Source organism: Embleya sp. NPDC008237 (assembly GCF_042956465.1).
In the GTDB taxonomy this organism is placed as follows: domain Bacteria; phylum Actinomycetota; class Actinomycetes; order Streptomycetales; family Streptomycetaceae; genus Embleya.
In genome coordinates this window covers 290,934-313,631 of sequence record NZ_JBIBGL010000001.1, presented here as the reverse complement: position 1 = coordinate 313,631, position 22,698 = coordinate 290,934, and the positions used below count along the sequence as shown (strand labels likewise).

Here is a 22,698-nt window from a genome sequence, read left to right as displayed (position 1 = left end):
GTGGCTGCCAACTGCGACGTCTGCGGCAAGGGGCCGGGCTTCGGCAACAGCATTTCGCACTCTCACCGCCGGACGCCCCGTCGCTGGAACCCCAACATCCAGACGGTGCGCGCGATGGTTGGTGCCACGCCGAAGCGCCTCAATGTCTGCACCTCTTGCATCAAGGCGGGCAAGGTTTCCCGCTAGTTGCTCGACCGCACGACTTCGAAGGGCCGGTTCACCCCAGGGTGACCCGGCCCTTCCGCTTGTCCGGGGTCCGTGCCGAGCGGGCCGGGACGTACACCGCCGTGGGCGCGGGGCCCGGCCCGCTCGGGTTCAGAACCCGTCCCGCCACCGCCATGCGTGGTCGACCGGCCCGATCCCCTCGCCCAGCGGGAAGCCGGCCCGGATCGCGCCGGTGACGTACTCCTTGGCCGCGGCGACCGCGTCCGGCACGGTGTCGCCGACGGCCAGCCGCGAGGCGATCGCACTCGCCAGCGTGCAGCCGGTGCCGTGGGTGTGCCGGTTGTCGTAGCGCGGACTGCTGAACCAGTACTCGCGGGTGCCGTCGAAGAGCAGGTCGGCGGCCTCGCCTTCGAGATGACCACCCTTGACCAGCGCCCAGCGCGGACCGAAGGCCAGCACCGCCTCGGCCGCGCCGCGCATGTCCGCCCGCTCGCGCACCTTGTGGCCGGTGAGCAGTTCGACCTCGTACAGGTTCGGGGTGACGACGGTGGCCACCGGGAGCAGTCGGGTGCGCAGCGTCTCCAGCGCCTCGTTGGCCAGGAGGGTGTCGCCGTGCTTGGAGGAGGCCACCGGGTCGACCACCACCGGTACGGACACCTCGGCCAGCAGCGCGGCGACCACCGCCACCAGGTTCGGCGACGCGAGCATCCCGGTCTTGATCGCCTGCACGCCGATGTCGTCCACCACGCTGCGGAACTGCGCCCGCACGGCTTCCGCGGGCAGTTCCCAATAGCCCTGCACGCCGAGCGAGTTCTGCGCGGTCACCGCAGCGATCACGCTCATCCCGTGTACGCCGTGGGCCAGCATCGTCTTGAGGTCGGCCTGGATCCCGGCGCCGCCGCCGGAGTCGGAGCCGGCCACCGTGAGCACGCGCGGAGGAGTCTGCACCATGCCGGCAGCCTATCCACGCCGACCGTGCGCCCGACGTGTGCGCCCCTCAGCCGCGGCCGAAGTGATCCCACCCGCCCGCCAGGCCCGGGTCCCGCCCGTCCACGGTGACGCCGGCGCCCGGATGCACGCGGCCGATCACGCGCCAGCGCGCGGGCAGCGCGGTTCCCGCCGGGAAGGTGGCGACCAGGGCGTGGTCCTCGCCGCCGGTGAGCACCCAGTTGAGCGGGTCGGCGCCCAGCGCGCGGGCCACGTCGCGCATCTGGGCGGGCACGTCCAGCCGGGCGGAGAGGATGTCGATCCGCACGTCGGAGGCGCGCGAGACGTGGCCCATGTCGGCGAGCAGGCCGTCGCTGACGTCGATCATCGAGGTCGCGCCGAGGATCGCCGCGCCGGGGCCGGCGTCGTAGGGCGGCTCGGGCCTGCGGTGCGCCTCCACGAAAGCGCGCGGTGCGCGGTGCCCGTGGCCCAGGATCGCCAGCCCCGCGGCGGACCAGCCCAGCCAGCCCGCGACCGCGAGCAGGTCGCCGGGTCGGGCGCCGGAGCGGACCACCGGGGCCCGGCCCTGGAGGTCGCCCAGTGCGGTCACCGCGACGGTGACGGTGTCGCTGCCGACCACGTCGCCGCCCGCGACGCCCGCGCCGACCACCGCGCATTCGTCGCGCAGGCCGTCGTACAGCTCCAGCGCCCACCCCGTGGGCAGGTCCTGCGGGCCGCACAGGCCGATCAGCAGCGCGGTGGGCACGGCGCCCATCGCCGCGACGTCGGCCAGGTTCTGCGCGGCGGCCTTGCGGCCGACGTCGTACGCGGTGGACCAGTCCCGTCGGAAGTGCCGCCCCTCGACGAGCAGATCCATGGTGGCCACCACCCGCCCGTCGGCGGCGGCGACCACGGCGGCATCGTCGCCCGGGCCCAGGGACACGTGCGGCCCCGTCGGCACGCGGGCGACCAGTGCCCCGATCAGGCCGAACTCGCCGAGATCGCCCAGCGTCCCGCTCATCGCCGCTCTCCTGCCATGCCCATCAGCCCTGATCCGCCTCGTTCACCGTGTTCACTGTGATCCATCGGCTCCCGCTGTGGTCGCCGAGGCCCGCCGGGCCGACAATGGTCGCAGCAGCGGGGGTCACGTCAAGATCCCATCATCCTGCGCGCCGGGAGGCCGTGGTGGTACAGGCATACATCCTGATCCAGACCGAGGTCGGCCGTTCGGCTTCGGTGGCCCGAGCCATCGCCGAGCTGCCGGGGGTGACCCGGGCGGACGACGTCACGGGTCCCTACGACGTGATCGTGCGAGCCGAGGCCGCCGACGTCGACCAGCTGGGTCGCATGGTGGTCGCCGAGGTGCAACGCATCGACGGCATCACCCGCACCCTGACGTGTCCGGTGGTCAACCTGGGGTGACCCCGCGGGAGTGCCCCGGAGCGTCGCGCGTCTAGGATCGGGGCCGTGCGCCCGACTCGACTTCTCGCCTGGCTGCTTCCGGTCACCGTGCTCACCGCGACGGGGTGCGGCGGTTCGGACCACGTCGAGGTTGCGGCGCCGACTCCGCCGGCGGGCGCCGCGGCCGAGGCCTGCCGCGCGTTGCACGACGCGCTCCCGGCGAAGGTGATGGACGCCGGGGTGCGCGAGACCTCGCCCAAGTCGACGCTGACCGCGGCGTGGGGCGATCCGGCGATCGTGCTGCGCTGCGGCGTGGGGCTGCCCGCGTCGTTGCGGGTGGTGGACCCGACCAAGGTCGGTTCCGAACCGGTCGACTCGGTCGAGGTCAACGGCGTGACCTGGAGCTTCGCGAAGTACGCCGGCGGCGTGCGGTTCACCACGGTCTATCGCCGGGCCAACGTCGAGATGACCGTGCCGAAGAAGTTCACCGAGCCGGCCGCGCCGCTCGTCGACGTCGCCGACGCGGTCGCCCGCACGGTGCCGGCCACACTGGACCTGAGCAACGCGTGAGGGGCGGGCGACGCGTCGCCCGCCCCTGGTTCGCGGCTCCCGGGCACGGCCCGGCGGATGCCTAGCGCAGCAGCGTGTTGGGCCGGCGCAGGGCGGCCTGGATCAGCCGGTCGACCAGGTCGGCGTAGTCCACCCCGGTCGCCTGCCACATGCTCGGGAACATCGACACCGGGGTGAAGCCCGGCATGGTGTTGACCTCGTTGATCACGAAGTGGCCGTTCTCCAGCAGGAAGAAGTCCACTCGGGCCAGGCCCTCGCAGGACAGCGCCTCGAAGGCGGTCACCGCGAGCCGCTGCACCTCGGCGGTCTGCTCCTTGGTCAGCGACGCCGGCACGTCCAGCTCGGTGCCGTTGTCCGGCAGGTACTTCGCGGCGAAGTCGTAGAACTCGTGCTCGCCGCCGACCCGTACCTCGGCCGGCAGGCTCGCCCGCGGTCCGTCCTCGAACTCCAGGACGCCGCACTCGATCTCACGACCGATCAGCATGCCCTCGACGATCACCTTGGGGTCGTGCCGGCGGGCTTCCTCGATCGCCGCGTCCAGGTCCTCGATCCGGTGCACCTTGGTGATGCCCATGCTGGATCCGGCCCGGGCCGGCTTGACGAACACCGGGAAGCCGAGCGAGGACACCGCTTCGCGCACGGCGGCCGGGTCGCGCTCCCATTCGCGCGGGCGCACCGTGGCGTACGGGCCCGACGGCAGGCCGAAGCCGGTGAACAGGGCCTTCATGTACTCCTTGTCCATGCTCGCCGCACTGGCGAGCACGCCGGACCCGACGTAGGGGACCTGGGCCAGTTCCAGGAAGCCCTGGAACGTGCCGTCCTCGCCGTAGGGGCCGTGCAGGAGCGGGAAGACCACGTCGATCTCGCCGAGCAGCTTGGGCAGCGCGCCGGGTTCGAGCACGGTGATCTCGCGTGATGTGGGGTCGGCGGCGAGCACGACGGCTGCGGAGGACTCCGCGATGTCGGACACCGCGGGCAGCCGGTCACCGCGGATCGCCAGCCGTTCCGGGTCGTCGCCGACGAGCAACCAGCGCCCGTCGGTGCCGATGCCGATCGGCAGCACGTCGTACTTGGAGCGGTCGATCGCGGCCAGCACGCTCCCTGCGGTGACGCAGGAGATCGCGTGCTCGGAGCTGCGGCCGCCGAAGACGACCGCGACGCGGGGGCGCGAGGTGGAGTGGGGGGTGCCGGAAACGTCGTTCATGGTCGGACGACCCTATCCCCATCGTTGTTCGAACGCGGTATTGCCCGCCGGGCGCGCGGTGTTGCGTCGCCGCCGACCGGGGCGCGTGGTCCGGCCGGCACGCGGGTCCGACCGGGTACGCGTCCGGCCGGCGCACGGGCCTCGCCGGCACGCGAGTCCCGCCGGCGCGCATCCGACCGGGGCGCGGGTGCCCCCGACACGCGAGTCCCACCCGCGCGGGCCCGGCCGGCGCGAGTGCCCCCGGGGCGCGAGTCGGGCCGGCGCACGAGTCCGGACGGTCGGCGGGCCGGCCGCCGCGACGCCATCCGGCCGCCCCCTTCGGCGCGTCAGCGCCCACGACTCGATCGTCGACCAGTGATCGACGAGCTTGCGTGGAGAGCGGCCGGAGGCCGCCGGCGGCGGAGTCGCCGTCGCGCGCAGCGCGTTTTGCCGGAGCGGCCGGAGGCCGCCGGAGGCGGCGCCGCCGGCACGCGCAGCGCGGCTTCCTACCGCTCCGGCTTGGCCGAGCGCGAGAGCAGGGCCATGCCCACCGACGGGGGCTTGCCGTCGTGCATGATCGAGACGACGACGTCGGTGATCGGCATCTCGACGCCGTACCGCCGGGCGAGCAGTTGCACGGATTCGCAGGACTTGAAGCCCTCGGCGATCTGCCGGCTGTCCCGTACGGCCTCCTCGATCGGCATGCCGCGGCCGATCTTCTCGCCGAACGTACGGTTGCGCGACAGCGGCGAGGTGCACGTGGCCACCAGGTCGCCGAGGCCGGCCAGACCCGCGAAGGTGTGGGCGTCGGCGCCCATCGCCGCACCCAGCCGGGCGGTCTCGGCCAACCCTCGGGTGATCAGCGTGGCCTTGGTGTTGTCGCCCATGCCCATGCCGTCGGCCATCCCGACGGCGAGCGCGATCACGTTCTTGACCGCGCCGCCGAGTTCGGCGCCGACCACGTCGGTGTTGGTGTACGGGCGGAAGTAGGACGTGTGGCAGGCCGCCTGGAGCCGCCGGGCGACCTCCTCGTCGACGCACGCCACCACGCTCGCGGCGGGCTGGCGCTGGGCGATCTCGGGGGCCAGGTTGGGCCCGCTGACCACCGCGATCCGGCCCTCGGACACGCCGGTGACCTCGCGGATCACCTCGCTCATCCGGTTCGCGGTGCCCAGTTCGACGCCCTTCATCAGGCTGACCAGGATCGCGTCGTCGGAGAGCAGCGGCGCCCATGCGGTGAGGTTGCCGCGCAGTGTCTGCGACGGCACCGAGAGCACCACGAACTCCGCTCCCTCCGCCGCCTTCGCCGCGTCGGTGGTGGCCTGGATCCCGGTCGGCAGGGCGATCCCGGGCAGGTACTCGGGGTTCTCGTGCCGGGCGTTGATCGCGTCGGCCATCTCCGGGCGCCGGCCCCACATCACCACGTCGCAACCCGCCTCGGCGAGCACGATCGAGAAGGCGGTGCCCCAGGAACCCATGCCGAATACCGCGCAGCGCGTCATGCGCGGCCATCCTCGGTGTGCTCGGTCCCGGCGGGCTCGGCCACCGGGTGCTCGGTCTCGGCCTTCGCGGCGTTGTCGCGCGCGGGCGCGGTGTGGATCGGCTCGGCGTGGATCGGCCCGGCGGAGGTCCGCTCCGGCGCTGCGACCTGCTCCGCCGGGGCCTTCGCGGCCGGATCCCGTCCGGCCCGCTCCTTCTCCACCGGCTCCTTCTCGGCCGGGACCTTCTCCACCGAGACCTTCTCCACCGGGATCTTCTCGACCGGCTCCGGTCCAGCCGCCTCGATCTCGGCCTCGACCCGGCGGCCGGGCACCCGGCGGCCGGCATCCGGCGGGGCGGCCTCTTCGCGCAGTTCGGCCAGCAATTCGGTCACCGACTCCATGATCCGGTCGGTCGCCCCGCGCAACACGTCCGCGGTCAGTTCGCGGCCGCGGAACTCGTCCAGGTCCACCGGCGGTCCGGCCAGTACGTGCATCGTCTTGCGCGGCAGCAGGCGCGGCCGCTTCCCGTACGGCGGCAACAACTCGTGCGCGCCCCACTGGGCGACCGGGATCACCGGGGCACCGGTGGTGAGCGCGATCCGGGCCGCGCCGGTCTTGCCCGGCATCGGCCACAGGTCCTTGTCCCGGGTGATGGTGCCCTCCGGGTAGACCGCGACACACTCGCCCTTCTCCACGGCCTCCACCGCGGCGCGGAACGCCAGCGCGGCATCGGCGGAGTCCCGATAGACCGGGATCTGGCCGGCACCGGCCAGCACCCGGCCGACGAAGGGAATTTTGAACAGTCCGGATTTGGCCAGAAAGCGCGGCACCCGGCCGCTGTCGTACTGATAGTGCGCGTAGGTCAGCGGGTCGACATAGGAGATGTGGTTCACCGCCGTGACGAACCCGCCCGACGTCGGGATGTTCTCGGTGCCCCGCCAGTCACGTTTGGTGAACAGCAACAGCAGGGGCTTGATCACCACGACCGCCAGGCGGTACCAGAAACCGATCCTTCGGCGGGCCACCGGCGTTCCTCCCGTTCATGTGTTTCGGATCTGTGCGTGTCGGCGCGGAAGTCCCGCTGCGGTGTTCCGCTGCCGTGTCGCTCCTCACACAATCGACGCTCCCCGCGAGAAGCACGAAGCATCGATTCTGGCGGAACATCGATTCTGTACACGCGGACCCCACAGTTTCCCCTGGGCCTTCCGCATTGTCGAGAAACGTCCTCGTCGACCGACGAGGATATGGGCTTACGGTACGGATGCGAGGATCTTGCCGATGTCCCCCGCCACGGATTCCGCCGGCCGGCGCCGGCCCGCCGGCAACGGTCGCACCGCACCCTCCGGCACGCGCGCATGGCGACTCGTGGTGCCGGTGAAGCCGTTGTCGATCGCCAAGAGCCGGCTCGCGGGCACGATCGGCCCCGGCCATCGCCCCGAACTCGCCCTCGCCTTCGCACTCGACACCGTGCGCGCGGCGCTGACCTGCACGCGGGTGCACGGGGTGCTCGTGGTCACCGACGACGTCCGGGTCGCGCGGGAGATCCGGGCGCTCGGTGCGGACGTGCTGGCCGACGTCGGCGGCGGCCTGAACGCCGCGCTCGCACACGGGGCCCGGTCGGCCGGCGCCGAGCGGCCGCGGACCGGGGTGGCCGCGCTGTCCGCCGATCTTCCGGCCCTGCGCGCCGAGGAGTTGGATCGGGTGCTCGCCGCCGCGACGTTCGCCCGACGGGCCTTCCTGGCGGATGCGGCGGGGGTGGGCACCACGTTGCTCACCGCCGCGGCGGGCGTGCCGTTGGCACCCGGCTTCGAGGGCCGTTCCCGGGCTCGGCACCTGGCCTCGGGGGCGATCGAACTCACGCCCCACGACGTGGATTCGGTGCGCCGGGACGTGGACACCGGGGAGGATCTGCGGGCCGCGATCGGGCTCGGGGTCGGCGCGGCCACCGCCGCGGTGCTCCCGTCCGTGCCGTTTCTGCCGCGTGCCGCCGCTTCCTGACGTCGCGTCGGATCCGTGGTGGTCGCGACAGCGGTCACAATGGGGGCATGCAGGGCACCGTGTACACCTTCGAGACCGACTCGCGAGAGGGCGTCGTGCTGCTCGACGACGGCTCTCCCGTGCCCTTCGACGCGGCGGCGTTCGACGCCGGCGGAATGCGCTTCCTGCGGCCCGGTCAACGCGTACGGATGACCATGGACGCGACGGGTGATCGGGTGGTGCTGGTGACGCTGTACACGTTGCCGGATCCGCTGCGCTGAGCCGCACGTCGGCCGGGCCGGCAACCGGCGACCCGCACGCGTCGGTCGGGAAACGGCAGTCGCGAGACGGCGACGGGCCGGAACCCACGCGTGTGGGTTCCGGCCCGTCGCCACCGTCCGGCATGTCGCCGGCCCGGGAAATCCGCTGCGTCAGGCCTTCTTGGCCGCGCGCTTGGTAGCGGGCTTCTTCGCCGCCGGCGCCTTGGCGGCAGCGGCGGGCTTGGCCGCGGCCGGCTTGGCGGTCGCGGTCTTCGGCGCGGCCTTGGTCGCCTTCGCCTTGGTCGCCGGAGCCTTCGCCGCCGCCGGCGTGCTCTTGACGGCCTTGGTGGTGGTGGCCTTGACCGTGCTGGTCGCGGCCTTGGCCGTGACCTTCTTCGCCGCGGCCGGCTTGCTCGCGGCCTTCGTCGCGGGTGCCTTGGTCGCGGGCGCCTTGGTCGCCTTCTTGGCGGCGGGCTTGGCGACCGCCGTCGTCTTGGCCGCGGCCGCGGTCTTGCGCGTCGTGGCGGCCGGGGTCTTGACCGCCGCGGCGCGCGAGGTGGCCGGCTTCGCCGGCGCCTTCTTCGCCGCGGTTGCCTTGCGGGTCGTCGCCTTCGCGGCGGGCGCCGTGGCGTCCGTCGCGACCACGCGCGGAGTCGGGCTGCTCTTGGCGGCCGCGCTCTTCACGTTGGGCTTCGGGAGCTTCTTCGTCCCGCTGGTGTAGTCCTTGAAGCCCTGGCCCGCGCGGAAGCGCGGCACCGAGGTCTTCTTGACGCGCACCCGCTCACCGGTCTGCGGGTTGCGGGCGTATCGAGCCGGGCGGTCCACCTTCTCGAACGAGCCGAAGCCCGTGATGGACACCCGGTCTCCCGCCGTGACCGCACGAACGATGGTGTCGAGGACGGCATCGACTGCCTCTGCGGCGGCCTTGCGGCCACCCAGTCGGTCAGCGACCGCCTCGACGAGCTGCGCCTTGTTCACGTCTTCCCCTTCGGAAACCGATGCCGGGACAGTTCAGCCGGCATTGGGCACGCTAAGCATCCAAAAGTGCCGAAGCAATTACCGAACGGGCGAATCACCCTTGTGTCGCAACGGATTCAGGCTTCGGCGGTGTCCCGCGAACTCGCGGGTCCCGCGTCCAACTCGTCCATGAGCTTGGTCAGTCGCCGCGAGGCGTCCGCCAAATCATGTTTTGCCGCGTCGGTGATGACCAACAAGCGGCGTATTAGCGCCACTTTAGCCTCGTTCGGTAGTCGGAGCCTACGCACCCGGGCGTGGGCGACCTTCAACCGGGTGGCCAGTTCGGCGAAGAGTTCCACTTCTTCGAACTCGTTCACGTGTCGGCCTTGGTGCTCCACACCGCAATTGTGACAGCTCATCCGGCTATGGGCACAACGGGGCGGCCATTGGGGGCGGACACCGAACATGCGAACGGCGGGACGCATCCGCGCCCCGCCGTTCGATCCTGGCAGATTTGCCTGCCCTGTAAGGGAGTTGGTGATCAGCCCACCGGTTGGGTACGCGGCAGCCAACTCGGCCGGGTCGTCTCGAAGGAGGTGATGTCCTCCTCGTGACGCAGGGTCAGACCGATGTCGTCCAGCCCTTCGAGCAGCCGCCAACGCGTGTAGTCGTCGATCTCGAAGTCGGCGACGAGCTCGCCGGCGCGGACCTGACGATCCACCAGATCCACGGTGATTCGCGCGGTCGGGTCGGCTTCGGTCAGTGCCCACAGGCGTTCGACCGTCTCCTGCGGCAGCACGACGGTCAGCAGACCGCCCTTTTGCGAGTTGCCCCGGAAGATGTCCGCGAAGCGGGCCGAGATGACGGTCTTGAACCCGTAGTTCTGCAGGGCCCACACCGCGTGCTCACGCGAGGACCCGGTGCCGAAGTCGGGGCCGGCCACCAGGACGGTGGCGCCCGCGCGCTCCGGCTGGTTCAGCACGAACTCCGGGTTCTTGCGCCAGGCTTCGAACAGTCCGTCCTCGAAGCCGTCGCGCGTGACCTTCTTGAGCCAGTGCGCGGGGATGATCTGGTCGGTGTCCACGTTGCTCTCGCGCAGCGGGACGGCCGTTCCGGTGTGGGTGGTGAAGGCTTCCATCGCTCAGACTCCTGCGGTGCTCAGGTCGGCGGGTGCGGCCAGGTGGCCCAGCACGGCGGTCGCGGCCGCGACCTGCGGCGAGACCAGGTGGGTGCGGCCGCCCTTGCCCTGCCGCCCCTCGAAGTTGCGGTTGGAGGTGGACGCGCTGCGCTCGCCGGGGGCGAGTTGGTCGGGGTTCATGCCCAGGCACATCGAGCAGCCCGCGTAACGCCATTCGGCACCGAAGTCGGTGAACACCTTGTCCAGGCCCTCGGACACGGCCTGCAGCGAGACCCGCACCGAACCGGGAACGACCAGCATGCGCACGCCGTCGGCGACCTTGCGGCCCTTGATGATGTCGGCCACCTCGCGCAGGTCCTCGATCCGACCGTTGGTGCACGAGCCGACGAAGACCGTGTCCACCGCGATGTCGCGCAGCTTCTGGCCGGCCGTCAGGCCCATGTACGCGATCGCCTTCTCGGCTGCCGCACGCTCGACCGGGTCCTCGATCGCGACCGGGTCCGGCACGGATTCGCCCAGCGGCGCGCCCTGGCCGGGGTTGGTGCCCCACGTGACGAACGGTGACAGTTCGGCCGCGTCGATCACGACCTCCTTGTCGAACACCGCGTCCGCCTCGGTGGCCAGGCCCTTCCAGTACGCCACGGCCGCGTCCCAGTCCGCGCCCTGCGGCGCGTGCGGACGGCCGTTCAGGTACGCGAACGTGGTCTCGTCGGGCGCGATCATGCCCGCCCGGGCGCCGGCCTCGATCGACATGTTGCACACGGTCATCCGGCCCTCCATCGAGAGGTTCCGGATCGCCTGGCCGCGATACTCGATGACGTAGCCCTGACCGCCGCCGGTGCCGATCCGCGCGATCACCGCGAGGATCAGGTCCTTGGCGCCCACGCCCTCGGGCAGGTCGCCCTCGACGGTGACCGCCATCGTCTTGAACGGCGCCATCGGCAGCGTCTGGGTGGCCAGCACGTGTTCGACCTGGCTGGTGCCGATCCCGAACGCCAACGCGCCGAAGGCACCGTGGGTGGCGGTGTGGCTGTCACCGCAGACCACCGTCATGCCGGGCTGGGTCAGTCCCAGCTGCGGACCGACCACGTGCACGATGCCCTGCTCGACGTCGCCCAGCGAGTGGATCCGGACCCCGAATTCGGCGGCGTTCTTGCGGAGCGTCTCGATCTGGGCGCGCGAAACCGGATCCGCGATGGGTTTGTCGACGTCGAGCGTCGGCGTGTTGTGGTCCTCGGTCGCGATCGTCAGATCGGTCCGGCGAACCCGCCGACCGGCCTGACGCAGACCGTCGAACGCCTGCGGACTGGTCACCTCGTGCAGCAGGTGCAGGTCGATGTAGAGCAGGTCCGGCTCGCCCTCCGCACGACGCACCACATGTGCGTCCCAGACCTTCTCCGCGAGTGTCCGTCCCATCGCTGTCCCTCCGGCCGGCGCCATTGCCGGCGCTGTGTGTCCTCATGTCGCGCGGGTGCGGCTGATTCCGCATCCGCGGTCGACGCCCCTGACGCGTGCCCACGTCCCGACGCTTCCCGGTGGTGTTCCGGTGCTCGGCTCGGCGCGTTGCGCCACTGTGCCGGCACCGGCCTCGGTCGCGGACTTGCGTCTCGTAATCCGAGACGGCAATATCAAGGCATGGACAATTCTAGCGGAGTCGGCGTTCTCGACAAGGCCGCTGTCGTGCTGGCCGCGCTCGAAGCCGGTCCTGCCACGCTGGCGGGACTCGTCGCCATAACCGGTCTTGCCCGGCCCACCGCGCATCGACTCGCGGTGGCCCTGGAACACCACCGCCTGGTCGCGCGCGACATGCAGGGGCGCTTCGTGCTCGGTCCGCGCCTGGCCGAGCTGGCCGCCGCGGCCGGCGAGGACCGCCTGCTGGCCGCCGCGCACCCGGTGCTCGCGCACATGCGCGACATCACCGGCGAGAGCGCGCAGCTGTACCGGCGCCAGGGCGACATGCGCGTGTGCGTCGCCGCGGCCGAGCGGCTCTCCGGTCTGCGCGACACCGTCCCGGTGGGCAGCACGCTGCCGATGAAGGCCGGTTCGGCCGCCCAGTGCCTGCTCGCCTGGGAGGAGCCCGAGCGCCTGCACCGGGGCCTGCAGGGCGCGCGGTTCACCGCGACCACGCTCTCCGGCGTGCGCCGCCGCGGCTGGGCGCAGAGCATCGGCGAGCGCGAACCGGGCGTCGCCTCCGTCTCGGCGGCCGTGCGCGGCCCGAGCAACCGCGTGGTGGCCGCCGTGTCCGTCTCCGGTCCGATCGAGCGGCTGACCCGGCACCCGGGCCGGCTGCATGCGCAGGCCGTGATGGAGGCCGCCGCCAAACTGTCCGACGCGCTGCGCCGGGCGCAGGTGGAGGTCTGAGCGCCCGGTCCCCGGGCGCCGGCCGGCGTCCGGGGAGCCGTGCCGCGTACGGCGGTTGGCCACCGGCACCCCGACATCCCACGCAGGCGGCACGCGCAGGCGGGCAGCCGCGACACACAGCCTGCGACACCGATACCGGTGTCCGCTCCGGAAACGAAGAAGACCTCCCGCGACTGCGGAAGGTCTTCTTCTTCGAGGTAGCCCCGACGGGATTCGAACCCGCGCTACCGCCTTGAGAGGGCGGCGTGCTAGGCCACTACACAACGGGGCCTCGTACTGCTGGGTGGTGCTCGCTGCCGTGGAAGCCGCGAACGGCTGATCTGGTAGCCCCGACGGGATTCGAACCCGCGCTACCGCCTTGAGAGGGCGACGTGCTAGGCCACTACACAACGGGGCCAGATCATCAATCATGAACTTCTTCCAGCGACATCGCCCGAAGACGATGCAGCTGGGGTACCAGGACTCGAACCTAGACTAACGGAACCAGAAACCGTCGGGCTGCCAATTACCCCATACCCCAATGCTCCGTCCTTCGCGGTGCCCGGGGGCTTTTGCGAGGACTTCGCTCCGTGCCGCTCCCTTGCGGGGCGGCACGAGAAGAACTTTACCCGATGAGGCGCGCGTGACCAAAACGGGTTACCGGACCCTCGTTCGAACCGTCACAAGTCCGGCTGTCCCGCCCATGATTGTCCGCGCGCGCCGGATCAGCCGCGCTTGATCACGGTATTGGTCAGGGTGCCGACACCACCGACGGTGACCGAGACACGGTCGCCCACGTGCAGCGGGCCGACGCCCGCCGGAGTGCCGGTCAGCAGCACGTCGCCGGGCAGCAGCGTCATCGCCTGGGTGACGTGCACGATCAACTCGGTGACGGTGCGGATCATCTGCCCCGTGCCGCCCGCCTGGCGCACCTCGCCGTTGACGGTGCACGCCACGGTCAGCCCCTCGCCCTCGTCGACCTGGGCGAGCGTGATGTCGGTCTCCACCCATGGGCCCAGCGGGCAGAAGGTGTCCATGCCCTTGGCCCGACCCCACTGGCCCTCGGTCCGCTGCAGGTCGCGCGCGGTCACGTCGTTGGCGCAGGTGAAGCCGAAGATCACCTCGGCCGCCCGCTCGGCCGGCACGTCCCGGCACATCCGGCCGATCACCACGGCCAGTTCGGCCTCGTGGTGCACGTCGTCGGAGATCTGTGGGTACGCGATGCCGTCGCCGTGCCCGATCACCGACGTGGACGGCTTGAGGAAGGTGATCGGCACATCGGGGACGGCCGAGCCCATCTCGGCGGCGTGCGCGGCGTAGTTCCTGCCGATCGCGACGACCTTGCTCGGCAACACGGGCGCGAGCAGGCGGACCGAGGACAGCGGGTATTGGGCGCCGGTGGGCTGTAGTTCGCCGAACGGGTGGCCGGCGAGGGCGTGCACCACCAGCGACTCGGGCCGGTCGGTGTCGCCGGTCACCACCCCGAAGGAGACGGAGTCGTCGGTGGAGAACCTGGCGATGCGCAAGATGGGTCACCCTTGCCGAAGAGACACGAACGAGACGTGCCCAAGGCTACGCGGGCGCGAAGCGCCTCGGCGGGTGGTGTCGCGGGTCAGGCGTGCGTGTCCACCGGCGGGATGTCCATCAGGTTGGTGCGCCTGGGGTTCGCGGTCCGCACCTCGGCGATGACCGACTGCCCGACTGCCGTCTCGGCCACGCGCTGGTGGGGCAGGACCACGTCCACCCGGGTGCGCCTGGGGTTGGCCGTGCTGGGGCGGTGCGTACTGATGTTGTCCACGGTTCCCGGTTCTCGCTCTTCCTTGATCGTGCCGTTGATCGTGCCGCATTGTTTCGCGCCGCATGCGGAGCGCGGTCACAACTGCATGCAGGGTGCAGCCTTGTTCTTCAAGATTACCCGTGGTTACGTCAGGGGTGGTCACGGGTCACCCCGATGGGCTGGTCACCGAATGCACATCACGGTTTACACCAGGTGTTCGAACCGGGACATCAATATGTGATTTTCACCTCCCCGGAACCTCGACAAACGTGTGGCATTTTGCCCCCTATCGTCCCTTAATACCGGTTGTTAACCCCTCGAAGCGGGTTAATCGCCAAGACCGGTTGCAATGGCTCTATGTCCGGACCCCGCTATCTTGTTGCGGCCCCGTGGCTGTGCTGAAATGCCTGCGACCACGGGGGTGGTTCCCAACAAGCGGAGTTCCTTCACCTCGGCGCGCGAACGCAGCCGAGGTGCCCTGGGAAGAACGCGAATCCAGGGATTTACGCACACGAGCCTCGCCTTACCGGCGGGTCTAACGACTGGTCACAAGAGGTTGCGACGCTAGTGCAGGGACGTCGGAAGAAGCAGCACGACTCCGCAGGGGCCCCGGCCACGGCCGGTCCCTCCACGCCGGAGGTGCGAGCCCCGCAGCAAGCCAGCGGACCCCAGGACGCCAACGAGCCCTCCGACTCCGTCGGGGACTCCATAGCCGGCGCCGGGGCAGCCCGGCCCACCGGGGCGGCACCGTCCCGGTTCAAGTTGCTGTTCTCGATCAGGAACTGGCGCATCCGTACCCGGATCACCGCGCTGCTCCTGCTCCCGGTCGTGGTCGCCGCGTTGCTCGGTGGCCTGCGCATCCAGTCGTCGATCGACAAGACGCAAGAGATGGACACGGTGCAAAAAGCCGCGGCCATCATCGACCAGGCGTCGACGCTGGCCACGTGGCTGGAGCAGGAACGCGACCTGCTCGCGCAGGCGAGTGTGTCTCCCTCGTCGGATCTGACGGCCGAGGTCAACAAGGCCAAGAAGACCACCGACGACCAGGTCACCGTCTACAACGCGACCGTCGCGAAGATGAACACCGACTCGATGCCGGTGCTCGGTGCCACGCTCAAGGACATCGGCCACTCGCTGACGGAGCTCAACCGCACCCGTCAGGACGCCTTCCGCACCAGCACCCGCAGCACGGTCGACGCCTACAACAAGATGATTCTGCAGCTGCTGCAGATCAACCAGGAGGCGCCCGAGGTCACCCGCGACCCCGACCTGATCCAGGGCGCCCGCGCCCTGGGTTCGTTCGGTGAGTCGAAGGCGTACGCGTCCTCGCAGCGCGCCGCGGTGATCGCGTACGGCCTCAAGCCGAACGAGATCCCGCTGGAGGCGAGCGAGACCCTCGCCCGCCTGAACGAGTCCGAGCAGAACGCGATTCGCGGATTCACCAGCGTCGCGCCCGCCGACTGGAACACGGTCTACAAGGCCGGCGTCAGTCGGGACAAGATCACCGCGGTCGAGGAGCGGTTCCAGCTCTTCAAGAGCATGGTCACCGCCGCGCTGGCCTCCAACAACAAGCCGAACGGCGCGGCCCGGCTGGAGAACGCGAACGACTTCACCCCGCAGGAGTGGTGGACGCTGTCCACCGACAAGATCAGCGCGCTCGGCCAGGTCGAGGCGCAACTCGGCCTCAAGCTCACCGCCACCGCGAAGGAGCTGCGGGACGAGGCTCGTACCGACGCGTTGATCAACACGATCCTCGTCGTCGGCGCGCTGTTGATCACCATCCTGCTCGGTGTGATCGTGGCGCGGTCGCTGGTGCGTTCGCTGAACACGCTGCGGCGTTCCGCGCTGGAGGTCGCCGAGGAGCGACTGCCCGAGACGGTGCGCAGGCTCTCCGAGTCCGATCCCGGCGACGTGGATCTGGCGATCGAGCCGATCGGCGTGTTGTCCCGGGACGAGATCGGCCAGGTGGCCCGCGCGTTCGACGCGGTGCACGCCGAGGCCGTGCGACTCGCCGCCGAGCAGGCCCTGCTGCGAGGCAACGTCAACGCGATGTTCGTCAACCTCTCGCGGCGCAGCCAGAGCCTGATCCAGCGTCAGCTCGCGCTCATCTCCGACCTGGAGAACCGCGAGGCGGACCCGGACCAGCTGGCCAACCTGTTCAAGCTCGACCACCTCGCGACGCGTATGCGCCGCAACGGTGAGAACCTCCTGGTGCTCGCGGGTGAGGAGCCCGGCCGCCGCTGGACCCGACCGGTTCCGCTGGTCGACGTGCTGCGCGCCGCGGCCTCCGAGGTGGAGCAGTACGAGCGGGTCGAGTTGGGCGCACTGCCCACCACCGACATCGCCGGCCGCGCGGTCAACGACCTCGTGCACCTGCTCGCCGAGTTGCTGGAGAACTCGACCACGTTCTCCAGCCCGCACACCAAGGTGCGCGTGACCGGCCACATCCTGCCGGACGGTCGCGCGCTGATCGAGATCCACGACAACGGCATCGGGCTCACCGGCGACGACCTCGCCGACGCCAACCAGCGGCTGGCTCGCCCGCCGGTGGTGGACGTGTCCATCTCGCGCCGCATGGGTCTGTTCGTGGTCGGCCGACTGGCCACCCGGCACGGCATCCGCGTCCAGCTCCGGCCGGGCGAGGGCGGCGGTACCACCGCGCTGGTCATGCTCCCGATCGAACTCATCCAGGGCGACCGCCCCGGTGGCGGCGACGGGTGGAGCAAGGGCGGCGACAAGACCGCGGCGGCCGTCTCCGGCTGGACCGAGGAACTGCCCGCGGCCGCACCTGCCGCCCAGGCCCTGCCCGGGCCCCGGGTGGGCAGCCGGGCCGAGGAGCGCAACCGGCGACGCGAACTGCCGCAGCGGAGCACCGAGGCACCGGCCCAGCCGGTCAACCAGGCCCCGCAGCCGACTCGGATCCCGACCAACCGGCCCGCACAGCCGCCGGTTCAGCAGGAGCCGTCGTACGGCAGCACGCAGTCCTTCGCGGCCCCGTCCTTCCAGGACGGCTCGGTCGGGACGGACACGCCCTACCCGGGCACGGTGAACCCGTTCGCGAGCGAGCCCGGTGTCACCAGCACGGGTGCGCACCGCGCGCCGAGTTCGCCGCCGCCGGCCACGCCGGGTCGGGACGACAACCCGTTCGCGCCGGTGCTGCCGCAGCCGCCGCAGCACCAGCCGCACGCGGACGACCCGCGTACCGGGGCCTTCCCTGCCGCACCCTCGGCGCCGATGTTCGGCAACGACGACGGCCGCGAGGCCGAGTCGCTGCAGCCGCAGTACGGGCAGGACACCGGCTCGTTCCCGACCGCGCCGCAGCCCGTGGACGGGTCCGGACGCGGGGGTGACACCTCGCAGTTCGCGTCGCCGTTCGGTTCGCCGTACGCGGACGAACCGCGGCCGGGGGCCGAGATCGACCGGGGCGGCTACGAGCAGCCCGCGCAGCCGTTCGGCCGCCCGGGTGCGGAGCTCGCGCCCCGGCAGGACGAGCGCGCGCCCGCTCCGTGGGGCACCGATTACGACGAACTCACGCCGGTGGCACCGCTGCCGGTCGAGCCCGTCGCGCCGCCGGCCGAGGTGCCGACCGGCTACGACACGCCGCGCCGCGAGGAACTGACCCGTCGGGAGGACCTGCCGCAACGCGGCCGCGCTCCTCGCGACGGCGAGCAGCCCCCCACCGGGGACTCGCTGCCGGTGCTGCGCGGTCCCGCCCCGCAGGCTCGCCCCGAGCCCGCGCGGCAGGAGCAGGACGAGCACACCCGGGCCGAGCAGGTACGCGGCCCGCAGGGCGATGTGCGGCCGGCGGCATCGCCGTTCGCACCGGTGGGATCCGGCCGCTCGGAGGGCTCGCCCTTCGCGCCGGTCGGTACGCCGGAAAACGCCGAACAGCTGCCCGCTCCGTCCGAGTTGGACATGAGCGCGCCGCCGAGCACCGGCGACGACGGTAGGCTGCCGATCTTCGACACGCTCGAATCCGACTGGTTCCACCGCCAGGGCAACCGTGGCGGCCGGATGCGAGCAGCGCAGGTCCGTTCCACGCCGCGAGGCGGGGAGCAGGCCGCGCCGGAGCGCGAGCAGGAGGCAGCCGAGGCGAGTCCGCTCGGCAACCTCGACCGTCGGGTGCCGATGGCGACCAACCCGCCGCAGGCAGCGGCACCGGTCGAGCAGGCCCCGGCCTTCGGTGGTGGGCGTCAGCAGCCCGTCACCGACATGTTCGGGACGCCGACGGAACCGGACGAACTTGTCGAGCAGTCCCCCGCGGTCGCACCCGCCGTCGGCCCTCAGGGTCAGCAGTCCGGCTGGTACTCGGCCGGTGACGACGGTTGGCGCGCGGCGGAGGCCGCTCGCGAGCCGTCCTCGGGTGGCACCACCGGAGCGGGCCTGCCTCGCCGTGTGCCCCGCGCCAACCTGGTGCCGGGCGGCGTCGAGCAGTCCGGCGGGGCTCAGGCCCCGGGCCACCCGGGTGCGGGTCCTGCCGCACCCGGCACCCGTCAGGAGCAGTCGGGCCGGCCCACGCCGGGCGCTCCGGGCCTGTCCCGGTCGCCCGACGAGGTTCGCGGGCGACTGACCAACTTCCGCCGGGGCATCCAGCAGGGTCGCACCGCCGGGTCCGGGGGATCCGCCCCTCGGCCTCGTGACGAGAACAACCAGGAGCAGGCATGACTGAGAAGTCGTTGAGCCAGGCCGCGCAGAACCTGAACTGGCTGATCACGAACTTCGTGGACAACACCCCCGGGGTGTCACACACGGTCGTGGTCTCCGCGGACGGCCTGCTGCTCGCCCTGTCCGAGGGCTTCCCTCGCGACCGGGCGGATCAGCTCGCCGCCGTCGCATCGGGTTTGACCAGCCTGACCCAGGGTGCGTCCCGTATCTTCGAGGGCGGGCACGTGACCCAGACGGTCGTGGAAATGGAACGGGGTTTCCTCTTTATCATGTCGATTTCGGACGGCTCCTCGCTGGCCGTGCTGGCGTCGCCGGAGTGCGACATCGGCCTGATCGGCTACGAGATGGCCCTGCTCGTCGACCGCGCGGGCGCCGTGCTCACGCCGGCCTTGCGCGCCGAACTCCAAGGTGCACTGCCGCGATGACACCTCCGGATATGTCCGATCACGGGGACCAGGAGTTTCACGAGACCCTGGTCCGCCCGTACGCCATGACCGGTGGTCGCACCCGGCCTCGCTATCAGCTCGCGCTGGAGGCCCTGGTCACCACGACACCTCAGGTGGCCAACCCACCCGGCCTGTTGCCCGAGCACCAGCGCATCTGTGCGCTGTGTCGGGAGGTCAAGTCGGTAGCCGAGATCTCGGCTCTGCTCACCATCCCGCTCGGCGTCGCCCGCGTACTCGTCGCGGACCTCGCCGAAGCCGGGCTGGTGGTCATCCACCAGCCCGGGAACGACCAGGGGCAGCCGGACGTCACGCTGCTCGAAAGGGTGCTCAGTGGACTTCGCAAGCTCTAGCCCGGGCCCGGCTCCCGCCAGGTCCTCCACCACGTCGGCGAAAATCGTCGTCGCCGGCGGATTCGGCGTGGGCAAGACCACGCTCGTCGGTGCCGTCTCGGAGATCGCTCCGCTGCGTACCGAAGCGGTCATGACGTCCGCCAGCGCCGGAGTCGACGACCTGTCGGCGACGCCGGACAAGCAGACGACGACGGTCGCGATGGACTTCGGTCGCATCACGCTGGACGAGGATCTGATCCTGTACCTCTTCGGTACGCCGGGTCAGCACCGATTCTGGTTCATGTGGGACGACCTGGTCCGCGGCGCGATCGGCGCCGTGGTCCTGGTGGACACGCGCCGACTCGCCGATTGCTTCCCCGCGATCGACTACTTCGAGAACAGCGGGCTGCCGTTCATCGTGGCGTTGAACTGCTTCGACGGATTGCAGACCCACCACGCGGAGGATGTCCGCGAGGCATTGCAGATAGGGCCCGACACCCCGATCGTGAGTTGTGACGCACGGCGTCGCGAATCGGCCAAGTCGACCCTGATCACGCTGGTGGAGCACGCACTGATGGCCCGCCTGCGCTGACCGTCGGGCTCGCTCGCGCCGGCCTTCGGTAACTGCTCGAACCTGTTTATTTCGTATTGCGCACCACTCCACCTCAGGCGAATCCCATTGCGGGGTTCGCCTGAGGTGTTGTGGTCGCGAAGCCCGAGTGGCGGGATTCCCAAGGGCGTTCGAGAAATTCGACAAATGTGTGACAGGACTCGGCGACATGCCCGGCCGAGTGCCCGCCTCGACCCGCACATTGCTAAGGTCCTCCCATAGTCATCTGTTGCCCAATTGATATCAGAACGTTTTGAGGCGCAGGCCCAACAACGAACCGAGGTGGGGTTCGGTGGACGACAACAGCAGGCGCGCGGCGCAAGCGGCCCGCCTTCCGATGGTCGACGGCACGACCGAGTCGGGGCTGCCGCGAAGGCCCCCGCAGGCGAATCTGCTGCCGGGCGCGGCGGCCGAGGAGTTCGGCCTCGACCGGGAACTACCCGTGTCGCGGGAACCGGAAGAGGTCCGAGGGCGGCTCGAACGTTTCGCCGTCGGACGCGAGTTGGCACGTCTCGAAGAGAGCGAACCGCTGCTGCCGCCCAACCCGATGACCGCGGCCAGCCCGCTGGCCTCCGCACCCGTCCGTCCGCCCGCTCCGGCGCCCGCACCCTCACCGGCGCCGCTGCAACCGCGGGCCGCGGCGCCCGTGCAACCCGCGCTGCCGTCGCCGCCCCCGGGGTCCCTGTCACCGCTGCCGGCGGGCTGGGACGAACCGTGGGGCGACGGGTGGCGGTCGTTCCGCCCCGGCCGCCCCTGACGGTTCATCACCTTCGGTCTACGCGCGGTCCGAACCCTCGGTGTCCTGGGCGCCGGGGGTCAGGCCCGCCTTGAGCAGGCCGTAGGTGTACGCGTCCTCCAGGGCCTGCCACGACGCCGCGATCACGTTCTCCGCGACCCCGACGGTGCTCCACTCCTGCTTGCCGTCGGTGGTCTCCACCAGCACGCGCGTGATCGCGTCGGTCCCGTGTCGGCCCTCCAACAGCCGCACCTTGTAGTCCATCAGCTCGAACGCCGCGAGCTGCGGGTAGATCCGCTCCAGGGCCAGCCGCAGCGCGCGGTCGAGCGCGTTGACCGGGCCGTTGCCCTCGCCGGTCGCGACGATCCGCTCCCCCTTGGCGTGCAGCTTCACGGTGGCCTCGTTCACCGGTACGCCGTCGCCGCGCTGTTCGCTGATCGCACGCCACGACTCCAGCGTGAAGAACCGCGCGCGGCCCAGGCTTTCGTCCCGCAGCAGCAGTTCGAAGGACGCGTCCGCGGCCTCGTACGTGTAGCCGGCGGCCTCGCGCTCCTTGACCTGGTTGACCACCCGGCCGACCAGATCCTTGTCGTTCGAGAGGTCGTAGCCCAGTTCCTTGCCCTTGAGCTCGATCGAGGCGCGCCCGGCCATGTCCGAGATCAACATCCGCATGTCGTTGCCGACCAGCGCGGGGTCGATGTGCTGGTACAGGTCGGGGTCGACCTTGATCGCGGACGCGTGCAGCCCGGCCTTGTGCGCGAACGCGGACACGCCCACGTAGGGCAGGTGGGTGGAGGGGGCGAGGTTGACCACCTCGGCGATCGCGTGCGAGATCCGGGTCATCTCGCGCAGCTTGCCCTCGGGCAGCACCCGCATGCCCTGCTTGAGTTCGAGGTTGCCCACCACCTGGAACAGGTTGGCGTTGCCCACCCGTTCGCCGTAGCCGTTGGCGGTGCACTGGACGTGTGTGGCGCCGCCCTCGACGGCCGCGATGGTGTTGGCCACCGCGCAGCCGGTGTCGTCCTGTGCGTGGATGCCCAGGCGGGCTCCGGTGCCCGCGTGCACGGCGGTGACGATCTCGCGGACCCCGCTGGGCAACATCCCGCCGTTGGTGTCGCACAGCACGACCACCTCGGCGCCCGCGTCGTGTGCGGCGGCGACCACGCTCAGCGCGTACTGCGGGTTGGCCCGGTAGCCGTCGAAGAAGTGCTCGCAGTCGACGAACACCCGGCGGCCCTGGGCCCGCAGATGGGCGACGGTGTCCCGGACCATCTCCAGGTTCTCGTCCAGCGTGGTGCGCAGCGCCAGCGAGACGTGCTTGTCGTGCGACTTGGCCACCAGACACACGACCGGCGCCTCGGCGTCGAGCAGCGCCTGCACCTGCGGATCCGCGGCGGCCGTGGTACCCGCCTTGCGGGTCGAGCCGAACGCGACCAGGACCGCGTGGGCAAGCTGCAGCTCCTCCTTGGCGCGGCGGAAGAACTCGGTGTCGCGCGGTACGGCACCGGGCCAGCCGCCCTCGATGAAGCCCACGCCGAAGTCGTCCAGGTGGCGGGCCACGGTGAGCTTGTCGGACACCGTCAGGTTGATGCCCTCGCGCTGCGAACCGTCCCGGAGGGTGGTGTCGAAGACGTGGAAGGCGCTCGGGTCGGTCGTCGTGGGGTGCATTGGCCTCGGTTCTCCCGTCGATCAACAAATGGCGGGCCCACACTCGCTGCCGCAGGGGTGGCGCGGCC

The 22,698-nt window shown here is 71.0% G+C and carries 22 protein-coding genes, 3 tRNA genes and 1 pseudogene; 11 read left to right on the top strand and 15 right to left on the bottom strand.

What is annotated here, in order from left to right:
* Window positions 1-186, top strand: coding sequence for a 50S ribosomal protein L28 (rpmB, locus tag ACFZBU_RS01270; protein WP_079026714.1), 186 nt, complete (start codon window positions 1-3; stop codon window positions 184-186).
* 129 nt (window positions 187-315) lie between these two features.
* On the opposite strand, the gene thiD is transcribed toward rpmB, so the two are convergent.
* Complete coding sequence (gene thiD / locus ACFZBU_RS01265; RefSeq protein WP_391581365.1) at window positions 316-1,116, bottom strand: bifunctional hydroxymethylpyrimidine kinase/phosphomethylpyrimidine kinase; 801 nt, start codon at window positions 1,114-1,116, stop codon at window positions 316-318.
* A gap of 46 nt (window positions 1,117-1,162) precedes the next feature.
* Window positions 1,163-2,113, bottom strand: coding sequence for a thiamine-phosphate kinase (locus ACFZBU_RS01260; RefSeq protein ID WP_391581364.1), 951 nt, complete (start codon window positions 2,111-2,113; stop codon window positions 1,163-1,165).
* A gap of 164 nt (window positions 2,114-2,277) precedes the next feature.
* On the opposite strand from ACFZBU_RS01260, the gene ACFZBU_RS01255 reads away from it, so the two are divergent.
* Together ACFZBU_RS01255 and ACFZBU_RS01250 are read left to right on the top strand one after the other, a co-directional pair.
* A complete protein-coding gene (locus tag ACFZBU_RS01255) occupies window positions 2,278-2,514 on the top strand; it encodes an Lrp/AsnC family transcriptional regulator (RefSeq protein ID WP_391581363.1) in 237 nt (78 codons plus the stop codon).
* A gap of 45 nt (window positions 2,515-2,559) precedes the next feature.
* A complete protein-coding gene (locus tag ACFZBU_RS01250; RefSeq protein WP_391581362.1) occupies window positions 2,560-3,063 on the top strand; it encodes a DUF3515 family protein in 504 nt (167 codons plus the stop codon).
* 61 nt (window positions 3,064-3,124) lie between these two features.
* Here the strand turns inward: ACFZBU_RS01250 and ACFZBU_RS01245 are convergent, their stop codons facing one another.
* From ACFZBU_RS01245 to ACFZBU_RS01235, 3 genes and pseudogenes are all read right to left on the bottom strand, one after another.
* Window positions 3,125-4,267, bottom strand: a complete 1,143-nt coding sequence (locus tag ACFZBU_RS01245) for a D-alanine--D-alanine ligase family protein (RefSeq protein WP_391581361.1) — start codon at window positions 4,265-4,267, stop codon at window positions 3,125-3,127.
* 485 nt (window positions 4,268-4,752) lie between these two features.
* Window positions 4,753-5,748 (bottom strand): NAD(P)H-dependent glycerol-3-phosphate dehydrogenase, encoded by a 996-nt coding sequence (locus tag ACFZBU_RS01240; protein WP_391581360.1) that lies wholly within the window; start codon window positions 5,746-5,748, stop codon window positions 4,753-4,755.
* 329 nt (window positions 5,749-6,077) lie between these two features.
* Window positions 6,078-6,752 (bottom strand): annotated as a pseudogene (locus ACFZBU_RS01235) (lysophospholipid acyltransferase family protein); the annotation flags it as partial.
* A 253-nt stretch (window positions 6,753-7,005) separates the two neighbouring features.
* Here ACFZBU_RS01235 and cofC point away from each other — a divergent pair.
* Together cofC and ACFZBU_RS01225 are read left to right on the top strand one after the other, a co-directional pair.
* Window positions 7,006-7,725, top strand: coding sequence for a 2-phospho-L-lactate guanylyltransferase (gene cofC, locus ACFZBU_RS01230; RefSeq protein WP_391581359.1), 720 nt, complete (start codon window positions 7,006-7,008; stop codon window positions 7,723-7,725).
* A gap of 47 nt (window positions 7,726-7,772) precedes the next feature.
* A complete protein-coding gene (locus tag ACFZBU_RS01225) occupies window positions 7,773-7,985 on the top strand; it encodes a hypothetical protein (RefSeq protein WP_360310697.1) in 213 nt (70 codons plus the stop codon).
* 150 nt (window positions 7,986-8,135) lie between these two features.
* Here ACFZBU_RS01225 and ACFZBU_RS01220 read toward each other — a convergent pair whose 3' ends face one another.
* From ACFZBU_RS01220 to leuC, 4 genes are all read right to left on the bottom strand, one after another.
* Window positions 8,136-8,942, bottom strand: a complete 807-nt coding sequence (locus tag ACFZBU_RS01220) for an HU family DNA-binding protein (RefSeq protein WP_391581358.1) — start codon at window positions 8,940-8,942, stop codon at window positions 8,136-8,138.
* A 116-nt stretch (window positions 8,943-9,058) separates the two neighbouring features.
* Window positions 9,059-9,319: a hypothetical protein gene (locus ACFZBU_RS01215; RefSeq protein WP_379992908.1), complete on the bottom strand. Its 261-nt coding sequence runs from the start codon at window positions 9,317-9,319 to the stop codon at window positions 9,059-9,061.
* A 143-nt stretch (window positions 9,320-9,462) separates the two neighbouring features.
* Window positions 9,463-10,059, bottom strand: a complete 597-nt coding sequence (gene leuD / locus ACFZBU_RS01210; protein ID WP_391581357.1) for a 3-isopropylmalate dehydratase small subunit — start codon at window positions 10,057-10,059, stop codon at window positions 9,463-9,465.
* Window positions 10,060-10,062: 3 nt separating this feature from the next.
* Window positions 10,063-11,475 (bottom strand): 3-isopropylmalate dehydratase large subunit, encoded by a 1,413-nt coding sequence (leuC, locus tag ACFZBU_RS01205; protein ID WP_391581356.1) that lies wholly within the window; start codon window positions 11,473-11,475, stop codon window positions 10,063-10,065.
* Between the two features lie 219 nt (window positions 11,476-11,694).
* Between leuC and ACFZBU_RS01200 the strand changes: the two genes are divergently transcribed.
* Entirely contained in the window at window positions 11,695-12,420 is a 726-nt protein-coding gene (locus ACFZBU_RS01200) for an IclR family transcriptional regulator (protein ID WP_026218813.1), read from the top strand.
* Window positions 12,421-12,618: 198 nt separating this feature from the next.
* Here ACFZBU_RS01200 and ACFZBU_RS01195 read toward each other — a convergent pair.
* From ACFZBU_RS01195 to ACFZBU_RS01175, 5 genes are all read right to left on the bottom strand, one after another.
* Window positions 12,619-12,691: transfer RNA gene (locus ACFZBU_RS01195), tRNA-Glu, on the bottom strand.
* A gap of 50 nt (window positions 12,692-12,741) precedes the next feature.
* A tRNA-Glu gene (locus ACFZBU_RS01190) sits at window positions 12,742-12,817 on the bottom strand.
* 51 nt (window positions 12,818-12,868) lie between these two features.
* A tRNA-Gln gene (locus ACFZBU_RS01185) sits at window positions 12,869-12,940 on the bottom strand.
* Window positions 12,941-13,124: 184 nt separating this feature from the next.
* Entirely contained in the window at window positions 13,125-13,925 is an 801-nt protein-coding gene (locus ACFZBU_RS01180) for a fumarylacetoacetate hydrolase family protein (RefSeq protein WP_391581355.1), read from the bottom strand.
* A gap of 86 nt (window positions 13,926-14,011) precedes the next feature.
* Window positions 14,012-14,197, bottom strand: coding sequence for a hypothetical protein (locus ACFZBU_RS01175; protein WP_391581353.1), 186 nt, complete (start codon window positions 14,195-14,197; stop codon window positions 14,012-14,014).
* Window positions 14,198-14,815: 618 nt separating this feature from the next.
* On the opposite strand from ACFZBU_RS01175, the gene ACFZBU_RS01170 reads away from it, so the two are divergent.
* The 5 genes from ACFZBU_RS01170 (at window position 14,816) to ACFZBU_RS01150 (ending at window position 20,983) form a co-directional block, all read left to right on the top strand.
* Window positions 14,816-18,841: a nitrate- and nitrite sensing domain-containing protein gene (locus ACFZBU_RS01170; RefSeq protein WP_391581352.1), complete on the top strand. Its 4,026-nt coding sequence runs from the start codon at window positions 14,816-14,818 to the stop codon at window positions 18,839-18,841.
* Window positions 18,838-19,266, top strand: a complete 429-nt coding sequence (locus ACFZBU_RS01165; protein ID WP_020553297.1) for a roadblock/LC7 domain-containing protein — start codon at window positions 18,838-18,840, stop codon at window positions 19,264-19,266. The genes ACFZBU_RS01170 and ACFZBU_RS01165 overlap by 4 nt, the downstream gene beginning before the upstream one ends.
* Window positions 19,158-19,637 carry a DUF742 domain-containing protein gene (locus ACFZBU_RS01160; protein ID WP_391581351.1) on the top strand — a complete coding sequence of 160 codons (480 nt, stop codon included), beginning with the start codon at window positions 19,158-19,160 and terminating at the stop codon, window positions 19,635-19,637. Before ACFZBU_RS01165 ends, ACFZBU_RS01160 begins: the two co-directional genes overlap by 109 nt.
* Entirely contained in the window at window positions 19,618-20,208 is a 591-nt protein-coding gene (locus tag ACFZBU_RS01155; RefSeq protein ID WP_161364843.1) for an ATP/GTP-binding protein, read from the top strand. The genes ACFZBU_RS01160 and ACFZBU_RS01155 overlap by 20 nt, the downstream gene beginning before the upstream one ends.
* 310 nt (window positions 20,209-20,518) lie before the next feature.
* Window positions 20,519-20,983 carry a hypothetical protein gene (locus ACFZBU_RS01150; protein ID WP_391581350.1) on the top strand — a complete coding sequence of 155 codons (465 nt, stop codon included), beginning with the start codon at window positions 20,519-20,521 and terminating at the stop codon, window positions 20,981-20,983.
* Between the two features lie 18 nt (window positions 20,984-21,001).
* On the opposite strand, the gene cimA is transcribed toward ACFZBU_RS01150, so the two are convergent.
* Window positions 21,002-22,630, bottom strand: a complete 1,629-nt coding sequence (cimA, locus tag ACFZBU_RS01145) for a citramalate synthase (protein ID WP_391581349.1) — start codon at window positions 22,628-22,630, stop codon at window positions 21,002-21,004.
* Window positions 22,631-22,698: the final 68 nt, after the last annotated feature.